This window comes from Streptomyces sp. NPDC047022 (assembly GCF_040644155.1).
In the GTDB taxonomy this organism is placed as follows: Bacteria; Actinomycetota; Actinomycetes; order Streptomycetales; family Streptomycetaceae; genus Streptomyces.
This window is the reverse complement of record NZ_JBEYVV010000003.1, coordinates 39020-54090: the sequence shown is the minus strand read 5'-3', so window position 1 is coordinate 54090 and position 15071 is coordinate 39020. Positions and strand designations below refer to the sequence as shown.

General features: G+C 70.3%; 14 protein-coding genes and 1 pseudogene. 6 read left to right on the top strand and 9 right to left on the bottom strand.

Annotation, left to right across the window (positions count from 1 at the left end; translation table 11 throughout):
- Window positions 1–25: 25 nt before the first annotated feature.
- Window positions 26–808: an ATP-binding cassette domain-containing protein gene (locus ABZ845_RS05325; RefSeq protein WP_360973184.1), complete on the bottom strand. Its 783-nt coding sequence runs from the start codon at window positions 806–808 to the stop codon at window positions 26–28.
- Window positions 809–887: 79 nt separating this feature from the next.
- On the opposite strand from ABZ845_RS05325, the gene ABZ845_RS05320 reads away from it, so the two are divergent.
- The 4 genes from ABZ845_RS05320 (at window position 888) to ABZ845_RS05305 (ending at window position 5750) form a co-directional block, all read left to right on the top strand.
- Window positions 888–1529, top strand: coding sequence for a TetR/AcrR family transcriptional regulator (locus ABZ845_RS05320; protein WP_360973182.1), 642 nt, complete (start codon window positions 888–890; stop codon window positions 1527–1529).
- A 123-nt stretch (window positions 1530–1652) separates the two neighbouring features.
- Entirely contained in the window at window positions 1653–2501 is an 849-nt protein-coding gene (locus tag ABZ845_RS05315) for a 3-hydroxyacyl-CoA dehydrogenase family protein (RefSeq protein ID WP_360973180.1), read from the top strand.
- A 177-nt stretch (window positions 2502–2678) separates the two neighbouring features.
- Window positions 2679–3002, top strand: a complete 324-nt coding sequence (locus ABZ845_RS05310; RefSeq protein WP_360973178.1) for an STAS domain-containing protein — start codon at window positions 2679–2681, stop codon at window positions 3000–3002.
- Window positions 3003–3317: 315 nt separating this feature from the next.
- On the top strand, window positions 3318–5750 hold the full coding sequence (locus ABZ845_RS05305) for an ATP-binding protein (protein WP_360973176.1): 2433 nt from the start codon (window positions 3318–3320) through the stop codon (window positions 5748–5750).
- A gap of 97 nt (window positions 5751–5847) precedes the next feature.
- Here ABZ845_RS05305 and nucS read toward each other — a convergent pair whose 3' ends face one another.
- Window positions 5848–6519, bottom strand: a complete 672-nt coding sequence (nucS, locus tag ABZ845_RS05300) for an endonuclease NucS (RefSeq protein ID WP_360973174.1) — start codon at window positions 6517–6519, stop codon at window positions 5848–5850.
- Window positions 6520–7039: 520 nt separating this feature from the next.
- Between nucS and ABZ845_RS05295 the strand changes: the two genes are divergently transcribed.
- Window positions 7040–7432: an SCO5389 family protein gene (locus tag ABZ845_RS05295; protein ID WP_360973172.1), complete on the top strand. Its 393-nt coding sequence runs from the start codon at window positions 7040–7042 to the stop codon at window positions 7430–7432.
- Between the two features lie 112 nt (window positions 7433–7544).
- Here ABZ845_RS05295 and ABZ845_RS05290 read toward each other — a convergent pair whose 3' ends face one another.
- Window positions 7545–8573, bottom strand: a complete 1029-nt coding sequence (locus ABZ845_RS05290) for an LLM class flavin-dependent oxidoreductase (RefSeq protein WP_360973170.1) — start codon at window positions 8571–8573, stop codon at window positions 7545–7547.
- 220 nt (window positions 8574–8793) lie between these two features.
- Here ABZ845_RS05290 and ABZ845_RS05285 point away from each other — a divergent pair, with 220 nt between their 5' ends.
- Window positions 8794–9129, top strand: coding sequence for an ATP/GTP-binding protein (locus ABZ845_RS05285; protein WP_360973168.1), 336 nt, complete (start codon window positions 8794–8796; stop codon window positions 9127–9129).
- 332 nt (window positions 9130–9461) lie between these two features.
- On the opposite strand, the pseudogene ABZ845_RS05280 reads toward ABZ845_RS05285, so the two are convergent.
- The 6 genes and pseudogenes from ABZ845_RS05280 to ABZ845_RS05255 all read right to left on the bottom strand — a co-directional run.
- Window positions 9462–9724 (bottom strand): annotated as a pseudogene (locus tag ABZ845_RS05280) (GDP-mannose 4,6-dehydratase); the annotation flags it as partial.
- Between the two features lie 95 nt (window positions 9725–9819).
- Window positions 9820–10692, bottom strand: coding sequence for an ABC transporter permease subunit (locus ABZ845_RS05275; RefSeq protein ID WP_360973166.1), 873 nt, complete (start codon window positions 10690–10692; stop codon window positions 9820–9822).
- A complete protein-coding gene (locus tag ABZ845_RS05270; protein ID WP_360973164.1) occupies window positions 10689–11990 on the bottom strand; it encodes an ABC transporter ATP-binding protein in 1302 nt (433 codons plus the stop codon). Before ABZ845_RS05270 ends, ABZ845_RS05275 begins: the two co-directional genes overlap by 4 nt.
- Before the next feature lie 131 nt (window positions 11991–12121).
- Window positions 12122–12892, bottom strand: coding sequence for an ABC transporter permease subunit (locus ABZ845_RS05265; protein ID WP_360973162.1), 771 nt, complete (start codon window positions 12890–12892; stop codon window positions 12122–12124).
- Between the two features lie 3 nt (window positions 12893–12895).
- Window positions 12896–13873 (bottom strand): ABC transporter ATP-binding protein, encoded by a 978-nt coding sequence (locus ABZ845_RS05260; RefSeq protein ID WP_360973160.1) that lies wholly within the window; start codon window positions 13871–13873, stop codon window positions 12896–12898.
- An 84-nt stretch (window positions 13874–13957) separates the two neighbouring features.
- Complete coding sequence (locus ABZ845_RS05255; protein ID WP_360973158.1) at window positions 13958–14893, bottom strand: cellulose-binding protein; 936 nt, start codon at window positions 14891–14893, stop codon at window positions 13958–13960.
- Between the last annotated feature and the right edge of the window lie 178 nt (window positions 14894–15071).

Sequence of the window (15071 nt, the reverse complement as noted above, 5' to 3'; positions counted from 1 at the left end):
ATACATCCTCTGCGTTCCATGTGTCCTATACGGCGGCGGGAAGGGAGTCCGCCGGTGCGGGGTCGCGGCCGGTGACGGCCAGGAACGTGTCCTGGAGCGTCGCGTCGATCGAGCCGCCGAACTCCAGCTTCAGCGTGCCCGGTGTGCCCTGCGCCGCCACGACCCCCTTGTCGACGATCACGAGCCGGTCGGACAGTGCGTCCGCCTCGTCGAGGTAGTGCGTGGTGAGGAAGACCGTGGTGCCGTGGTCGTCGCGCAGGCGGCGCACGGTGTCCCAGAGACCGGCCCGGCTGCCGGGATCGAGACCCGTGGTCGGCTCGTCGAGGAAGAGCACCCGGGGCCGGTGCACGAGGCCCATCGCGATGTCGAGGCGCCTGCGCTGTCCGCCGGAGAGGGCACCCGCCCGGCGGTCCAGCATTTCGGTGAGGCCCAGTTCATGAGCCAACTCCTCGGCACGCCACACGGCCTGACTTCTGGTCAGGCGGTAGAGCCGTCCCTGGGTGACAAGTTCCTCCCGCACCGGCACCTGCGGGTCGACGCCGCCGGACTGGGCGACATAGCCGCAGGCCCGTCGCACCCCGCCCGGATCGGTGACGAGGTCGCAGCCCGCGACGGTGGCGCTGCCCCCGGTGGGTTTCAGCAGGGTCGTCAGCATCCGCAAGGTGGTCGTCTTGCCGGCGCCGTTCGGGCCGAGGAATCCGAGGATCTCTCCCTCATGGACCGTCAGGTCGATCCCGCGTACGGCCTCCACGGTGCCACGTCCGGCGCGGAAGGTACGGGCCAGCCCCGTCGTACTGATGATGGTCATGGCCCCAGAAAAACAGAAGCTCACCAAATTTGCAATGACCCCAAAATTTCAGCAGGTCCAGCGAAGTTAGGATCGGGACATGGCAGAGGGGCTCAGGGAGCGGAAGAAGCGGCAGACCCGGCAGTACATCTCGGATGTCGCCACCGGTCTGTTCCTGGAACGGGGCTTCGACGCCGTCACGGTCGCGGAGATCGCCGAGGCGGCCGATGTCTCGGTCAACACCGTCTACAACTACTTTCCGGCCAAAGAAGACCTCTTCCTCGACCGCGCCACGGGGGTGGTCGACCGGCTCGCGCGATGGGTCCGGGGGCGTGGGAAGGGGGAGTCGGCAGCCGCCGCCGTCCTGCGTGAACTGCGCGACGACATCGAGGCGGTGTCGCCCAGAGTGGGGCTGATGGAGGGGTACGGCCGTTTCCTGAGGGTCGTCCATGAGGCCCCCGCCCTCCGCTCCCGGCTGTGGGCCATCGGACAGGAACTCCAGGGCAATCTCGACCAGGCTCTGCGCGAGGAGACCGGAGCCTCCCCCTCCGACCCTCTGCCCACGCTGATCGCAGGTCAGATCGGCTGGATCCATCAGACGGTGACTGGCGTCATCGACCGGGAGATGAGCGCCGGGCGCGATCCGCGCGAAGTGTCCCGCGAGGTGCTCGTGCTTCTCGATGAGATCGAGGGACTGTTGGGCGAGAAGGTGCTCAACTATGCCGTCCGGGCCCCGGAGTGATCCGTGGTGGTGTGAAGTCCGTCATGTGAGACGTGACGCGCGTTACTAACCGGACACAGGGCCCCTCGCGGGCGTTAAGGTCCGGCCGAGAGGCATAACGTAGCGCGTCAGGGGAGTCGCACAGTGGCACGGAAGCTTGCCGTCATCGGAGCCGGACTCATGGGTTCGGGCATCGCCCAGGTATCGGCGCAGGCCGGCTGGGACGTCGTTCTGCGCGACGTCACCGACCAGGCTCTGACCCGGGGTACGGACGCCATCAAGGCTTCCTACGACAAGTTCGTGAGCAAGGGCAAGATGGAGGCCGCGGACGCCGAGGCGGCGCTGGCCCGTATCACCGCCACGACCGACCTCGAGGCCGCCGGCGACGCGGACGTCGTGGTCGAGGCCGTCTTCGAGAAGCTGGAGGTCAAGCACGAGATCTTCCGGGCGCTCGACAAGATCGTCCGCGACGACGCCGTGCTCGCGTCCAACACCTCCGCCATCCCGATCACCAAGATCGCGGCGGCCACCGAGCATCCCGAGCGGGTCGTCGGTGTGCACTTCTTCTCGCCGGTGCCGATGATGAAGCTCGTCGAGCTCGTCCGCGGCTACAAGACCAGCGACGCCGCCCTCGCCACCGCCCGGGAGTTCGCCGAGTCGGTCGGCAAGACCTGCATCGTCGTCAACCGCGACGTGGCCGGTTTTGTGACGACCCGCCTCATCTCGGCGCTCATCGTGGAGGCGGCCAAGCTGTACGAGTCGGGCGTCGCCACCGCCGAGGACATCGACCTGGCCTGCAAGCTGGGCTTCGGGCACGCGATGGGACCGCTCGCCACGGCCGACCTCACGGGCGTCGACATCCTGCTGCACGCCACCAGCAACATCTACACCGAGTCCCAGGACGAGAAGTTCGCTCCGCCGGAGCTGATGCGCCGGATGGTTGACGCCGGTGACTTCGGGCGCAAGAGCGGGCAGGGCTTCTACACGTACTGAAACCGTTCGGGCGGAATACGGACGGGAACTGAAACCGCACGAGCCCCTGGGGGTTCACCCCCTGGGGTGAATTCGGTATCGGTTCGCTCACAGACGGCAACCAGATCGTCCTTCGGGCAGTCAGAGCTTGCACAACCTCAACGCGGGGTACGACCGACGCACTCACGGGGAGCGCATATGCACATCAGGGGCGACCACGCCGGGCTGGTCGTCGGGGGCCGCCTCGACGTCCGCAGCGCGGCGGACGCCCGTACCGTCCTGCATACGGCCGTGGACGGCGGCGTCGGTGACCTGGTGCTCGACCTGTCCGAACTGGACTCCTGGGACGCCACCGGACTCGGGGTGATCATGGGAGCCCACCGGAGGGCGGGACGCTGCGGCCGGCGCCTGGTGCTGCGGGGCGTGCCGCCGCAGATGCAGCGCCTGCTGGTCGCCACCCGGCTGCACCGGATCCTGGCGATCGAAGGCGGCATCGGAGTGGAGTCGCTGCCCCGCGTGTGACCGGGCCGTGTGACCGTGGGTCAGGGGGCACGGGCGTCACAGGAGCGGGCCACAGAAGTGGGTCACGGAAGTAGGCCACGCGACTGAGCCACCGGAGTGAACGCCGACGAATCGCTCGTCGCGCGCAATCCTCATAAGACCGTGACCTCTCGGACGGCGCGGTACCCCGGCTTGCCAGGGATACTGTGCGAAGGTTTAGGGTTCCGCTGCCCGCCGCCCTGGACCCTCGAGCGGGCACCGGACCAGAAGCGAAGCGCAGTGTGCGGCAAGGCCGGGAGGGGCTCAGGCACACGACGCTTTTGGGGGCTAGGACCTATGGACCCGAACACCACGGGACCCGAGGAGTACGGCCACGACGGCGCCGGCGAGACACCGCGCCAGCGCCCGCCGCGGGACACCGTCACTCCTGACTTCGGACACCCCGCACCCGCGAAGGCCCGCACGGTACAGCTCGTGTCGGGCGACCTCCTGCTCACCGTCAACCCTGTCGACGGCAGCGAGATAGAGGTCTGCCCGCCCGGCCGGCGGCCCGCGCCGCCGGCGAAGCGAACCCCCGAGGAGCGGGCCGAACTCGCCCGCGCCGCGAGGCCGCCCGTGCCGCCCGGCCCGGCACAGCGGGCCCTGCCGCTCCTGGAGCGGCAGGAGGAACGCGAGCGACTGGTGCGGCTCCTCGCCCGCGGCCGCTCGGTCCGCCTCACCGGACCCTCGGGCAGCGGGCGCAGCGCGCTCCTGGACGTCGTCGCCGAGGACTGCTCGGACCTCGCGCCCGACGGCGTCGTCCGCCTCTCCGGCTACCGCCGCAGCGCCACCGACCTCCTGTACGACCTCTTCGCCGCGGTGTTCAAGGCCCCCCTCCACCGCCCGGCCCAGGAGGAACTCGCCCAGCACCTGCGTGAGACAGGCGCCGTGGTCGTCCTGGACGACCTCGAGTTCGGCGGGAGCGGGCTGGACGAACTGCTCGACGCGACACCCGAGTGCGCCTTCCTGCTCTCGGCCACACCCGACGTTCCCGCGCCCTCGGCCGATGCGCAGGTCGAAGAGGTCCTCCTCGGCGGACTCGACCGCGCCGCAGGCCTCGACCTGCTGGAGCGCGCCATCGACCGCGACCTCACCGAGGACGAGGCGAACTGGGCGGGCGACCTCTGGTTCGAATCCGAGGGGCTTCCGCTGCGCTTCGTCCAGGCCGGGGCGCTGCTGAGGGAGCGCGACCGGCGGCGCGCCGACGAGGACGCCGTGGACGAGTACGGCGTCTTCCAGGATCTGCCCTCGGCGGGCCTCCCCGCCGTCCCCGACCGGGAGGCCACCCCGGCCTACGACGGTGGCGACGACGGGCACGACGTGCCGCTCCCGTCGCTCGCCGAGGCCGCCGCACCCGCCCCGCTGCTCGCCTCCCGGCTGAGTGCCTCGGCACGCGAGGCTCTCAAGTTCGCGGTCGCCCTCGGCGGTGAGGTGCCCCACCAGACGCACCTTCCGGCCCTCGTCGACGACACCCACGCGGACGCGGCACTCGCCGAACTCGTCGGCTCCGCGCTGGTCTCCCCGGTCGGCTCCCGCTACCGGCTCGCGGCCGGGGTCCTCGCCCAGTTGGAGGCCGCCGGATACGAGACCGGCGCCGAGGAGTACGCGTTCAAGGCCGCCCAGCACTACGCCTGGTGGGCCGCTCACCCCTCGGTGACCGCGGAAAGGGTCTGCGCGGAGGCCGACGCCGTACTGGCCACGCTCACCGTCCTGCTGCCGCTCACCACACGGCCCGCCGAGGACGAGGAGAGCCTCGCCGCCCTGCTGGCCCGGCAGGCGGCTCCCGCGTTCGCCGCGGGTCTGGACTGGGGTGCCTGGGAACGGGCGCTGCGCTCCGGCGCGGAGGCGTCCCGGCTCTCCGGCGAGGTCGTGGAGCAGGCGTACTTCCACCATGAACTCGGCATCCTGGCGCTGTGCGGGGGCCGTCCCGAGCGGGCCCGCGCCGAGCTGGAGGCGTCCATCGGACTGCGCGGGGCCCTCGCCGACAAGCGCGGCACGGTCGCCGGCCGGCGTGCTCTCGCCCTGGTCGCCGACCGCACCGGCGCGACGCCGCCCGTCGGGACCGCGGCGGCGGCACAGGAGGCGCAGGACCCGCGGCCGGAGGAGTCGACGCCCCCGTCCGGCTTCGGCTTTTCCGTCCCGGTCGGCGACACGGCGACCCTGATCACCCGCTCGGTCGCAGCCGAACCCGCGCGTGTGGGCGGCGTGATGAAGGGCGCACGGCGCAACCTGGTGGCCGCGGGGGCCGGAGCGGTACTGGTGGCCGTCCTCGGCACGGTCGTGGCGCTCGGCATGACGTCGGACAACAGCGACAACCCGTCCGAGAACGTCCAGGTGGGCCCCTCCGCGAGCCAGGGCCCTGGCGACGACAGCCTCGGCGCGAACACGGCCCCCAAGCCGGACAAGGGCGGCAACACGGGCGGCCCGGGTGCCACCACCACGCCGTCGCCCACGGCCCCTGGCACGGACGGCACCTCGGGTGCGCCGACGGCGAGCAGCAGCGCGGGCCACCCGTCGGGCGAGCCGACGGGCCGTAAGGACTCGACTCCGCCGAAGCCGCCGTCGCACACGGCGTCGACGCCGCCCGCGTCGTCCTCGCCGTCGGGTTCCCCGTCCTCGTCTCCATCGGGCGCGCCGTCGGGCTCCTCGTCGCCCTCATCGAGCGGCGCGCCGTCGACGGCCCCGTCCAAGTCCACCGACTCGGCGAGCGGCCGGGGTTCGCTGATCTGAGCGCAGGGACGCCCGCCGCACCGCCTGGAGGGGGTGGTGCGGCCGACGTTCCGGTGCCGCATCCCGGGAGTGGAGCGCGAGCTCCCGCAAGGTCCCGTCAGAACAGCCGCAGCTTGTCGTCCTCGATGCCGCGCAGCGCGTCATAGTCCAGCACCGCGCAGCCGATGCCGCGATCGGTCGCGAGGACGCGGGCCTGCGGCTTGATCTCCTGCGCGGCGAAGATGCCGCGCACCGGGGCGAGATGCGGGTCGCGGTTCAGGAGTTCGAGATAGCGTGTGAGCTGCTCCACGCCGTCGATCTCGCCCCGCCGCTTGATCTCCACGGCGACGGTCCTGCCCTCGGCGTCCCGGCACAGGACGTCCACCGGGCCGATCGCCGTCATGTACTCGCGCCGGATGAGCGTGTAGCCCTCGCCCAGCGTCTCGATACGGTCCGCGAGCAGCTCCTGGAGGTGTGCTTCCACGCCGTCCTTGATCAGGCCGGGGTCCACACCGAGTTCGTGCGACGAGTCATGGAGGATCTCCTCCATGGTGATGATCAGTTTCTCGCCCGCCTTGTTGACGACGGTCCAGACACCCTCGTCGTCGTCCGCGCCCTCCTTCAGCGTGCAGGGCGGCGACATCCAGTTGAGGGGCTTGTAGGCGCGGTCGTCCGCGTGGATCGAGACGCTGCCGTCCGCCTTCACCAGGATCAGACGGGGCGCGGTGGGCAGGTGGGCGGTGAGCCGGCCCGCGTAGTCGACGGAGCACCGGGCGATGACGAGACGCATGGGGCGCAACGCTACTGGACGCCGCGCCCCTGACGCGATTCGCCTCCTGGGACACCCCGCCCCAAGGCCTCCGTCCCGCCGCTCCCGGGTGATCTCTCGGCCGTTCCCCGACGCCGGTGTGAACCGCCCCCACAGCGCCCTCGTACCGCGCTCGCGGGACCCCGGTGCTTCGCCCGCGGCGGCATCCCGGCATGAGCCCGTGCGCCGCTTCAGCAAGCCTTCGCGCCCCCTTCCGCGAGGGCCGGCCCGCCCTCCCCAGGGGTCGTTGCCGCGCCTGCCGGGCTTCCCGCGGCGGACTCTACGCGCCTCACGCTTTATCCGGGATGCCCCCGTTCGCCAATGGCTTGTTGTGTGCCTAATGGGAGTTCGCTATGTGCGCATTCTCCTGGTGCCGCCACCGGGCGTTGCATACCGTAGTAAACGGGAGGTCGCGCGTTGTGTACGCAGCGTGTTCGATTTCGCGAGAACTCCCTGTCCCGTCCGTCAACCCCTGATGTCCTGGGGTGCGAGAGGAGTACCCATGTCGCTCGACGTCTCACCGGCCCTACTCGAACAGGCCGAGCGAGGCGAGGTCGACGAAGCGGATTTCGTCGACTGCGTCCGGACCTCCCTGCCTTACGCATGGGAGGTGATCAGCTCCCTGGTGGCCCAGCTGAAGGTGGACGGCGGCGCGTTCGCCGACAACCAGACGCCCCCGCCGGACGAGCAGGCACGTGGACAACTGCTGCGTGCGCTCGCGAGTGACGCGATACGCGGCGCCCTGCAGCGGCACTTCGGAGTGCGCTTGGCCTTCCAGAACTGCCACCGGGTGGCGGTGTTCCCGCTGGACTCCTCGGTGGACGACACGCTGGCACGCTTCACCTCGGTGCGCAGTCAGTTGCTCAACCAGTCGCCGGAACTGCGCGACTGCTGACGCACGCGGCGACGACGCCTCATGCTTGCCGCTCCCGTACGCGGGAGGTGCATTTCGTACCGGAGCGGCAAGCTCCCGTCGGCGACGGTCATGGCCGTGACCGACGGGCGGCTCAGCAGAGCTGGGGGAGCACCTCGGTACCCAGCCTCCGTACGTTCTCCTCGGTGGCCGCGAGGTCTCCCGAGCCCTCGACGAGCAGAGCGAAGCGTTCGATTCCCGTGCGCTCCGCCGTCGCCGAGAGCCGGTCGGCGCACAGCCCGGGCGTGCCCACCGGGTGCAGTTCGCACAGCAGCTCGGTGTAGGCGACGGGGTCGCGCATCTTGCGGGCCCGGCCGTCCACCGTCACATGGGCGTCGAGCCCCTGTTTGAGCCAGCCGGGCATCGCCTTCGTCAGGGTCTCCACGGCATCGCTGCGCCGGTCGGCGATCTGGCAGACGCCGGCCGAGACATGGCCTGCGGTGGCGATCACCTCGCCGTCGACCCCCGCCGCGCGCGCGTACCGCCGCCACAGCCCGACCATGTCCGCCTTGTCCTCGTCCCCGATGTGCATGCCGAGAAGCATCGGCAGGCCCCGCTCGGCCGCCAGCCGTACGCTCGCCTGCGAGGTGCAGGCGACGACGACCTCGGGTCCCCCGGTGTCCGTCAGCGACTCCGAGGGGCGTGGGACGACCGGGACCTCACGGAAGCCGAACCGCTCTCCCGAGGCCGCGACGGACGGTTCGTTCAGCCAGCGCACCAGCAGATCGAGTGATTCCGGGAACCCGCTCTCGTATGCCTCGAGGCCCGAGCCGAAGACCTCCAGGTCCACCCATGGCCCGCCGCGCCCCACACCGAGCGAGAGACGGCCTCCCGAGGTGATGTGGAGCAGCGCGGCCTGCTCGCCGAGCGCCACCGGGTGCACCGTGGGCAGGACACTCACCGCCGTGCCGACCCGGATCCGGCGGGTACGGCCCAGCAACTGGGCGGCCAGCGTGATCGCCGACGGGCATGTCCCGTACGGCACGAAGTGGTGCTCGGCCAGCCACACCGTGTCCAGCCCCGCCTCCTCGGCGACCTCGGCCGACCGCACCGCGCGGTGCAGTGCCTCCCCCTGGCCCTGTCCCGGAAACTGGGCTGCCAGTACAAAACTTCCTACGCGCATCGCATTTCCTGCTTTCCTGGCTCCGACGCGGAGCTCCCCCGACCGGCATAACTGTCTGACATGTGCCTAAGTCACGGCCTGACGGCGAGATTTGCGGATTGTCTGCCGAATCCGCTGATGGAGGAGGTTCGGGTCGGAGTTGGTGACGGACGGGTACCCCTGTGCGCGCGGCGTACGCTGGACAGGGTCCGTGCTGCCGAACAGCCCCGTGAGGTGTTCTGTGTCCCCGCGTCGCAACCGAGTGAAGGGCGCCGGCTCGTCCGGCCGGAACACGGGTGGCGACGAGGACCGGTCTCGCTACGGCGGCTGGCAGTCCATCGAGAGCTGGCAGGGCGAGGAGTGGTGCGTGCGCCATGTGGCGGGCGCCGCCGCCGAGGGCAAGACCTACCGCTGCCCCGGCTGCGACCAGTTGATCATCTCCGGCGTCCCGCACGTGGTGGCCTGGCCCGAGCACGCCGGCGTGGACGACCGCCGGCACTGGCACAAGGCGTGCTGGAACGCGAAGGACCGCCGAACCGCGAGGGTGCAGCGGTCCCGTAACGCGCCTCGTCGCTGAGAGCGCCGATCCGGGGATCCCCTCGAGGGGCCCCCGGAATTCGGCGCCCGCCTTCCGCCGCGTCGCACCTGCCCCGCGCACCCCCGGCTCCGAGGGGAGCGGGACCGCGAGGAGGACCACGGCGAATTTCCCCGCCGGTTCTGCCTGTTCTGCCTCGATGGTGCGGGTGATCATCGAGGGGAAACGCCGGCGACTGGGACCGGCACTGACGCCGTCGGCGAGGGACGACGAGGACACTGTGCCCCTGGATCCAGGACCGGGCTTCCAAGGGCGACACCGGACCAGCTGAACTCGCTCTCGTCGCACGGCCATTATCTGGACGTGCAGGCCCGACCGCGGGACAATGCCAGTCCTGTTCCCCGGCAGTGGTCGCTGACGTACAGCCAGTCGCGCGCATTGGAACCGTCGCCGTAAAGCGGAACAGACCTTCCGGCGAACAGCCGGGTGATGAAAAGGGGAATGACCTTTTCCGGGAACTGGTAAGACGTCGTGCCGCGTCCAGCAGCACCTGTGTGCCGAGGACGTTGGTCACCACAAAGGGCTCGGGGTCCGCGATGGAGCGGTCCACGTGTGACTCCGCGGCAAAGTGCACCACCCCGCTCGCCTCCCGTGGCGAGCGCACGAACGCGAAGGACCGCCGCACCACGAGGGTGCGGCGGTCCTGTGACGCTCAGGGACCGAAAGGTCCGGCTAGACGTCGCGCTTCTCCAGCAGCAGCCAGGCGCCGGCGAAGGCGACGGCCGTTATGCCCAGGATGATCCACAGGGGATCCCAGCCGGAGGGCCCCGTGTCGGTGAGCGAACCCGAGTAGAAGACGCTGAGCTGGTTCGGGATCGAGTACTCCAGCAGGAACCTGCGGACCGGGGCCAGCGACTGCGCGAACATGAAGATGGCGATCACGAGCGGTGCCAGCACCAACCCGATCATGAGGGTGATGGCGCCCGCCGAGTGCCTCAGGATCGAGCCGATGACGAGCGAGAACACTCCGAGCAGCGCGATGTAGAGGCTGACACCGACCGTGCCCTTCAGCCAGTCCTCTCCGGAGAGGGTCTTGGCGCCGTGGCCGCTGAGCAGCGCACTGTCCACGAAGGAGATGAACAAGTCGGACACGAGCGTGATCGTGAACGACAGGAGGAAGAACACGATCGCCTTCGCGGCGAGCACGCGTCCGCGGCTCGGGCAGGCGGTCATCGTCGTCCGGATCATTCCGGTTCCGTACTCCGACGCCGTGGTGAGCACGCCCAGTGTGATGACGCAGATGCTGCCCAGCATCAGCCCGAAGAGGCCGAGGGCCAGCGGGTTCTCGCCTTCCACGCTCGACGGGTGGTTCGCGTAGACCAGGCCGAAGGTCAGCCCGAGGCCGAGCACCAGCAGGACGAACACCCCGAGCGTCCACAAGGTGGAACGCAGCGAACGGATCTTCGTCCACTCGGAGGCTATGGCGTGCCCGAGATGGGCCTGTGTGACCGGGATCGGCGAGGTGTAGGTCGGGTACGCGGAACCGGGCGCCGCCTGCCAGGCGGGTGCGGCGGCCTGCGGCATCGGGGGCTGGGGCGTGCTCATCGGGCGTCCTCGGACGTGGTCGGGGCGGGGGCGCCTCCCTTGTCGAGCGAAGTCGAGGGCTCGGGGGAAGCGGTGGCAGCGGCGGCGGGCTGCGCGGACGGCTGCTGGGGCGCGGGAGCGGCGGCCGGAGCGGCCGGCACACCCGGCGCCGAGGCCGGCGGTGCCGCGGGCATGACCGGTGCCGCCTGCGCGTACGGGTTCGGCTGACCCACGCCGGGAGCAGGGGTTCCGTACGGCCCGGCCTGTCCCGGCATCGCGAACGGCTGACCGCCCTGCTGAGGCGGCGGCGGGGCGTACCAGCCCGGCTGGCCCTGGCCCGGCACCGGCACCGGAGGCTGGACGCCGGGCGGCAGCGGCTGCATCAGCCCCGCCCGCTGGTCGATGGTGGAGCGGTAGTCGACCGCGCCCTGCGTCATCCGCATGTACGCCTCCTCCAGCGAGGCCTGGTGCGGCGACAGTTCCCACAGCCGTACGTCCGCCTCGTGCGCGATGTCGCTGATGCGCGGCAGTGTCAGCCCCGTGATCCGCAGAGCCCCGTCCTGCTCGGGCAGCACATGCCCGCCGGCCTCGGTGAGCGCGGCGCTGAGCTTCTCCCTCTGCTGCGGCTCCGTGCCGGGGGTGCGGACCCGGGCGAAGTCCGCGGAGTTGGCGGAGATGAAGTCCTTGACGCTCATGTCGGCCAGGAGCTGTCCGCGCCCGATCACGATCAGATGGTCCGCGGTGAGAGCCATCTCACTCATGAGGTGGGAGGAGACGAAGACCGTACGGCCCTCGGCCGCGAGGGACTTCATCAGATTGCGCACCCAGAGGATGCCCTCGGGGTCGAGGCCGTTGACCGGCTCGTCGAACAGGAGCACCTGAGGGTCGCCGAGCAGTGCGGCGGCGATGCCGAGCCGCTGGCCCATGCCGAGCGAGAAGCCCTTGGAGCGCTTGCGCGCCACTTCCTGGAGGCCGACGACACCGAGTACCTCGTCCACACGCTGGGCCGGGATGCCCGAGAGCTGCGCGAGGGACAGCAGGTGGTTGCGGGCGGACCGGCCGCCGTGCACGGCCTTGGCGTCCAGCAGGGCGCCGACCTGGCGCGGGGCGTTCGGGAGCCTGCGGAACGGGTGGCCGCCGATCGTCACATGCCCCGAGGTGGGGTTGTCCAGACCGAGGATCATGCGCATGGTCGTCGACTTGCCCGAGCCGTTGGGCCCGAGGAAACCGGTGACGGTACCCGGTCGCACCTGGAAGGAAAGGTTGTATACGGCTGTCTTGGCGCCGTAGCGCTTCGTCAGGCCGACTGCCTCGATCATTCTCCGCACCCATCGAATGGTTCAGGACGTCGGGGCGCAGACTGCCCCCGTAAGGGTTAGGAGGATATCTGCGCGCTGACGGTTCCGCTCAAGAGTTCGTAAAGGGTCTCCGGGACAAGGATCCCGGGCGATCAGGCGTCCCGCTTCCGCAGCAGCAGATAGCCCCCGGCGAGCGCCGCGAGCACCCACAGCAGCATGATGCCCAGACCGCCCCAGGGCCCGTACGGGGTGTCGTCGCCGGCCGGGGGCAGCACCCGCAGGATCCTGCTGCCCGCCTGGTCGGGCAGGAACCGGCCGATCTTCTTCGTCGCGGAGACGTTCCCCAGGATGTTGGAGATCAGGAAGAAGAACGGCATCAGGATGCCGAGCGACAGCATCGGCGAGCGCAGCATGGTCGCGACCCCCATCGAGAACATCGCGATGAGCGTCATGTACAGCCCGCCCCCGATGACCGCGCGCACCACTCCGGGGTCGCCGAGCTGCGCCCGGTTCGGGCCGAGCATCGCCTGCCCGAGGAAGAACGCGAGGAAGCTGGTGACGAGACCGACGGCGAGGGCCAGCGCGGTCGCGACCGTGATCTTCCCGAGGAGGAAGGCGCCGCGACGGGGGACCGCGGCCAGCGAGGTGCGGATCATGCCCGTGCTGTACTCGTTGGACACGACGAGCACCCCGAACACGATCATCGCCAGCTGGCCGAGGCTCATCCCGGCGAAGCTGGTGAACGTGGGGTCGAGGGGGATCCGGCCGCCCGGGCCCTGGCTGTCGAACTCCCGCCTGGTCAGGGCCGAGATCAGCATCCCGAGCGCGACGGTGACGACCAGCGCGATGGAGAGCGTCCACACCGTGGACGCCACCGACCTGATCTTGGTCCATTCCGACCTGAGGACATGAGGCGCCGCCATGGCTCAGGCCCCCTTCTTCCAGTCCGCGCCCCACTCCTGGGGACCGGTGGGCCGCGCCCAGGGATCGCCAGGCGCGTCGGTGTGCGCGTGGTACTCCACCGACTGCGCCGTCAGCCGCATGAACGCCTCCTCGAGCGAGGCCTGCTGCGTGCTCAGCTCATGCAGCACGATCTGGTGCCGGGCGGCCAGCTCGCCGATCGGCTCGGCCTTGCCGCCGTCCGCCTCCAGCGCGCCGCTGCCCGACTCGACGACCGTGATGCCCGCCTCGTGCAGCACGTCGAGCAGCCGCTCGCGCTGCGGGGAGCGGACACGGACGTACGAGCGTGAGTTCTTCGCGATGAAGTCGGCCATGGAGGTGTCCGCGAGCAGCCGGCCCTGGCCGATCACCACCAGATGGTCGGCGGTGAGCGCCATCTCGCTCATCAGATGACTGGAGACGAACACGGTCCGCCCCTGCGCCGCGAGGGATTTCATCAGGGTGCGGATCCAGTGGATGCCCTCGGGGTCGAGCCCGTTGACCGGCTCGTCGAACATCAGGATCCGCGGGTCGCCGAGCAGCGCGGCGGCGATGCCGAGCCGCTGGCCCATGCCGAGCGAGAACCCCCGGGCCTTCTTGCGCGCCACCGAGGTCAGACCGACGGTGTCCAGGACCTCGTGCACACGGGAGGCGGGGATGCCGTTGCTCTGCGCGAGGCACAGCAGATGGTTGTGGGCACTGCGGCCACCGTGCACGGACTTGGCGTCGAGGAGGGCGCCGATGTAGGTCAGCGGGTCCTTGAGCTGGGCGTAGTGCTTGTCGTCGATGCGGACGTCCCCGGAGGTGGGATGGTCGAGCCCGAGCACCATCCGCATCGTGGTCGACTTGCCCGCGCCGTTCGGGCCGAGGAAACCCGTGACGACCCCCGGTCTCACGGTGAAGCTCAGGTTGTTGACCGCCAGCCTCTCGCCGTATCGCTTGGTCAGCCCCTCGAGCTCGATCATGCGGCCACCGTAGATGCGCGCGAAGCCCCCCGCCACCGCAGTGACAGAGGGCTTCGCGGATGTTCTCGTGCCGTATTCCCGGTGTTACCGCGTCTGCTGCGCGGGGACACCGCGGGAGATCGGCTCGTCCTCGGCCGGGGAGCCCGCGGCGGCGACAGCGGCGCCCGTGAGCGTCGCGAGCATCTCGCGGACGTTCGTGAGCTGCGCGTTGATCGAGTCGCGACGGTTCGTCAGCGCGGCCAGCTCGCGCTCGGATTCCGAGCGGATACGGTCGGCCTTGGCATTGGCGTCGGCCACGATGTCCTCGGCCTGGCGCTGGGCCGTCTCCACCGTCTGGCGGGCGCGGCGCTCGGCGTCCGTGCGCAGCTTCTCCGCCTCCAGGCGCAGCTGCTCGGCACGGTGCTCGATCTCCGCGAGACGCTTCTCCGCCTTGGCCTGGCGGGAGGCCAGGTCACGCTCGGACTGCTCACGGCGCTTGGCGAGGTTCGTCTCGAAGTCGGCGGCGGCCTGGGCGGCCTTGGCGCGGGTCTCCTCGAAGAGGGCGTCCGCCTCCTCGCGCTTGGACTGCGCGTCCTTCTGGGCCTCGGAGCGCAGCTGGGACGCGTCGCTCTTGGCCTTGTCGACGATCCGGGCGCCCTCGTCCTCGGCCTTGGCCTTGCGCTCCGCGGCGAACGACTCCGCGTCGTTGCGCACCTGCTGCGCGGCCGACTCGGCGAGCTCGCGGTGCTGCTCGGCGGCGCGGCGGGCCTCCTCGCGCAGGTCCTTGGCCTCTTCCTCGGCGAGGCGGAGGATCTTCTCGACCCGCGCGCCGAGGCCCGCGTACGACGGCTCCGCGTCGGTCACGGCGGCCTGGGCGTTCTGCGTTTCGAGGTGGAGCTCTTCGATGCGCTTTTCCAGAGCGGTGATGCGGGACAGTGCACTGTCACGGTCGGAGACGAGCTTGGAGATCCGTTCGTCCACCTGAGCGCGGTCGTACCCACGCCGCACAAGCTCGAAGCCGTAGGGGGAAGTGTCGCTCATGGGGTTCCTGTCGAATGAGACCGGTGAGGTGATAGGGGAATCCTAGGGGCCAATGCGGCGTGTCATCGAGCGGATGCGTGTTTGATCTGGAGAATGACACTCCTTTCGGGTGGCTGACCCTCGGAAGTGCTTGCCAGGACGCGAGTTACGGCCCGGCAAGCACAGAATGAGCCCCTCT

Bases quoted from the DNA above. Each gene is read 5' to 3' on its own strand.
- ABZ845_RS05325 (WP_360973184.1), bottom strand. From the start codon at position 808: ATGACCATCATCAGTACGACGGGGCTGGCCCGTACCTTCCGCGCCGGA.
- ABZ845_RS05320 (WP_360973182.1), top strand. From the start codon at position 888: ATGGCAGAGGGGCTCAGGGAGCGGAAGAAGCGGCAGACCCGGCAGTAC.
- ABZ845_RS05310 (WP_360973178.1), top strand. From the start codon at position 2,679: ATGCACATCAGGGGCGACCACGCCGGGCTGGTCGTCGGGGGCCGCCTC.
- ABZ845_RS05305 (WP_360973176.1), top strand. From the start codon at position 3,318: ATGGACCCGAACACCACGGGACCCGAGGAGTACGGCCACGACGGCGCC.
- nucS (WP_360973174.1), bottom strand. From the start codon at position 6,519: ATGCGTCTCGTCATCGCCCGGTGCTCCGTCGACTACGCGGGCCGGCTC.
- ABZ845_RS05295 (WP_360973172.1), top strand. From the start codon at position 7,040: ATGTCGCTCGACGTCTCACCGGCCCTACTCGAACAGGCCGAGCGAGGC.
- ABZ845_RS05290 (WP_360973170.1), bottom strand. From the start codon at position 8,573: ATGCGCGTAGGAAGTTTTGTACTGGCAGCCCAGTTTCCGGGACAGGGC.
- ABZ845_RS05275 (WP_360973166.1), bottom strand. From the start codon at position 10,692: ATGAGCACGCCCCAGCCCCCGATGCCGCAGGCCGCCGCACCCGCCTGG.
- ABZ845_RS05270 (WP_360973164.1), bottom strand. From the start codon at position 11,990: ATGATCGAGGCAGTCGGCCTGACGAAGCGCTACGGCGCCAAGACAGCC.
- ABZ845_RS05265 (WP_360973162.1), bottom strand. From the start codon at position 12,892: ATGGCGGCGCCTCATGTCCTCAGGTCGGAATGGACCAAGATCAGGTCG.
- ABZ845_RS05260 (WP_360973160.1), bottom strand. From the start codon at position 13,873: ATGATCGAGCTCGAGGGGCTGACCAAGCGATACGGCGAGAGGCTGGCG.
- ABZ845_RS05255 (WP_360973158.1), bottom strand. From the start codon at position 14,893: ATGAGCGACACTTCCCCCTACGGCTTCGAGCTTGTGCGGCGTGGGTAC.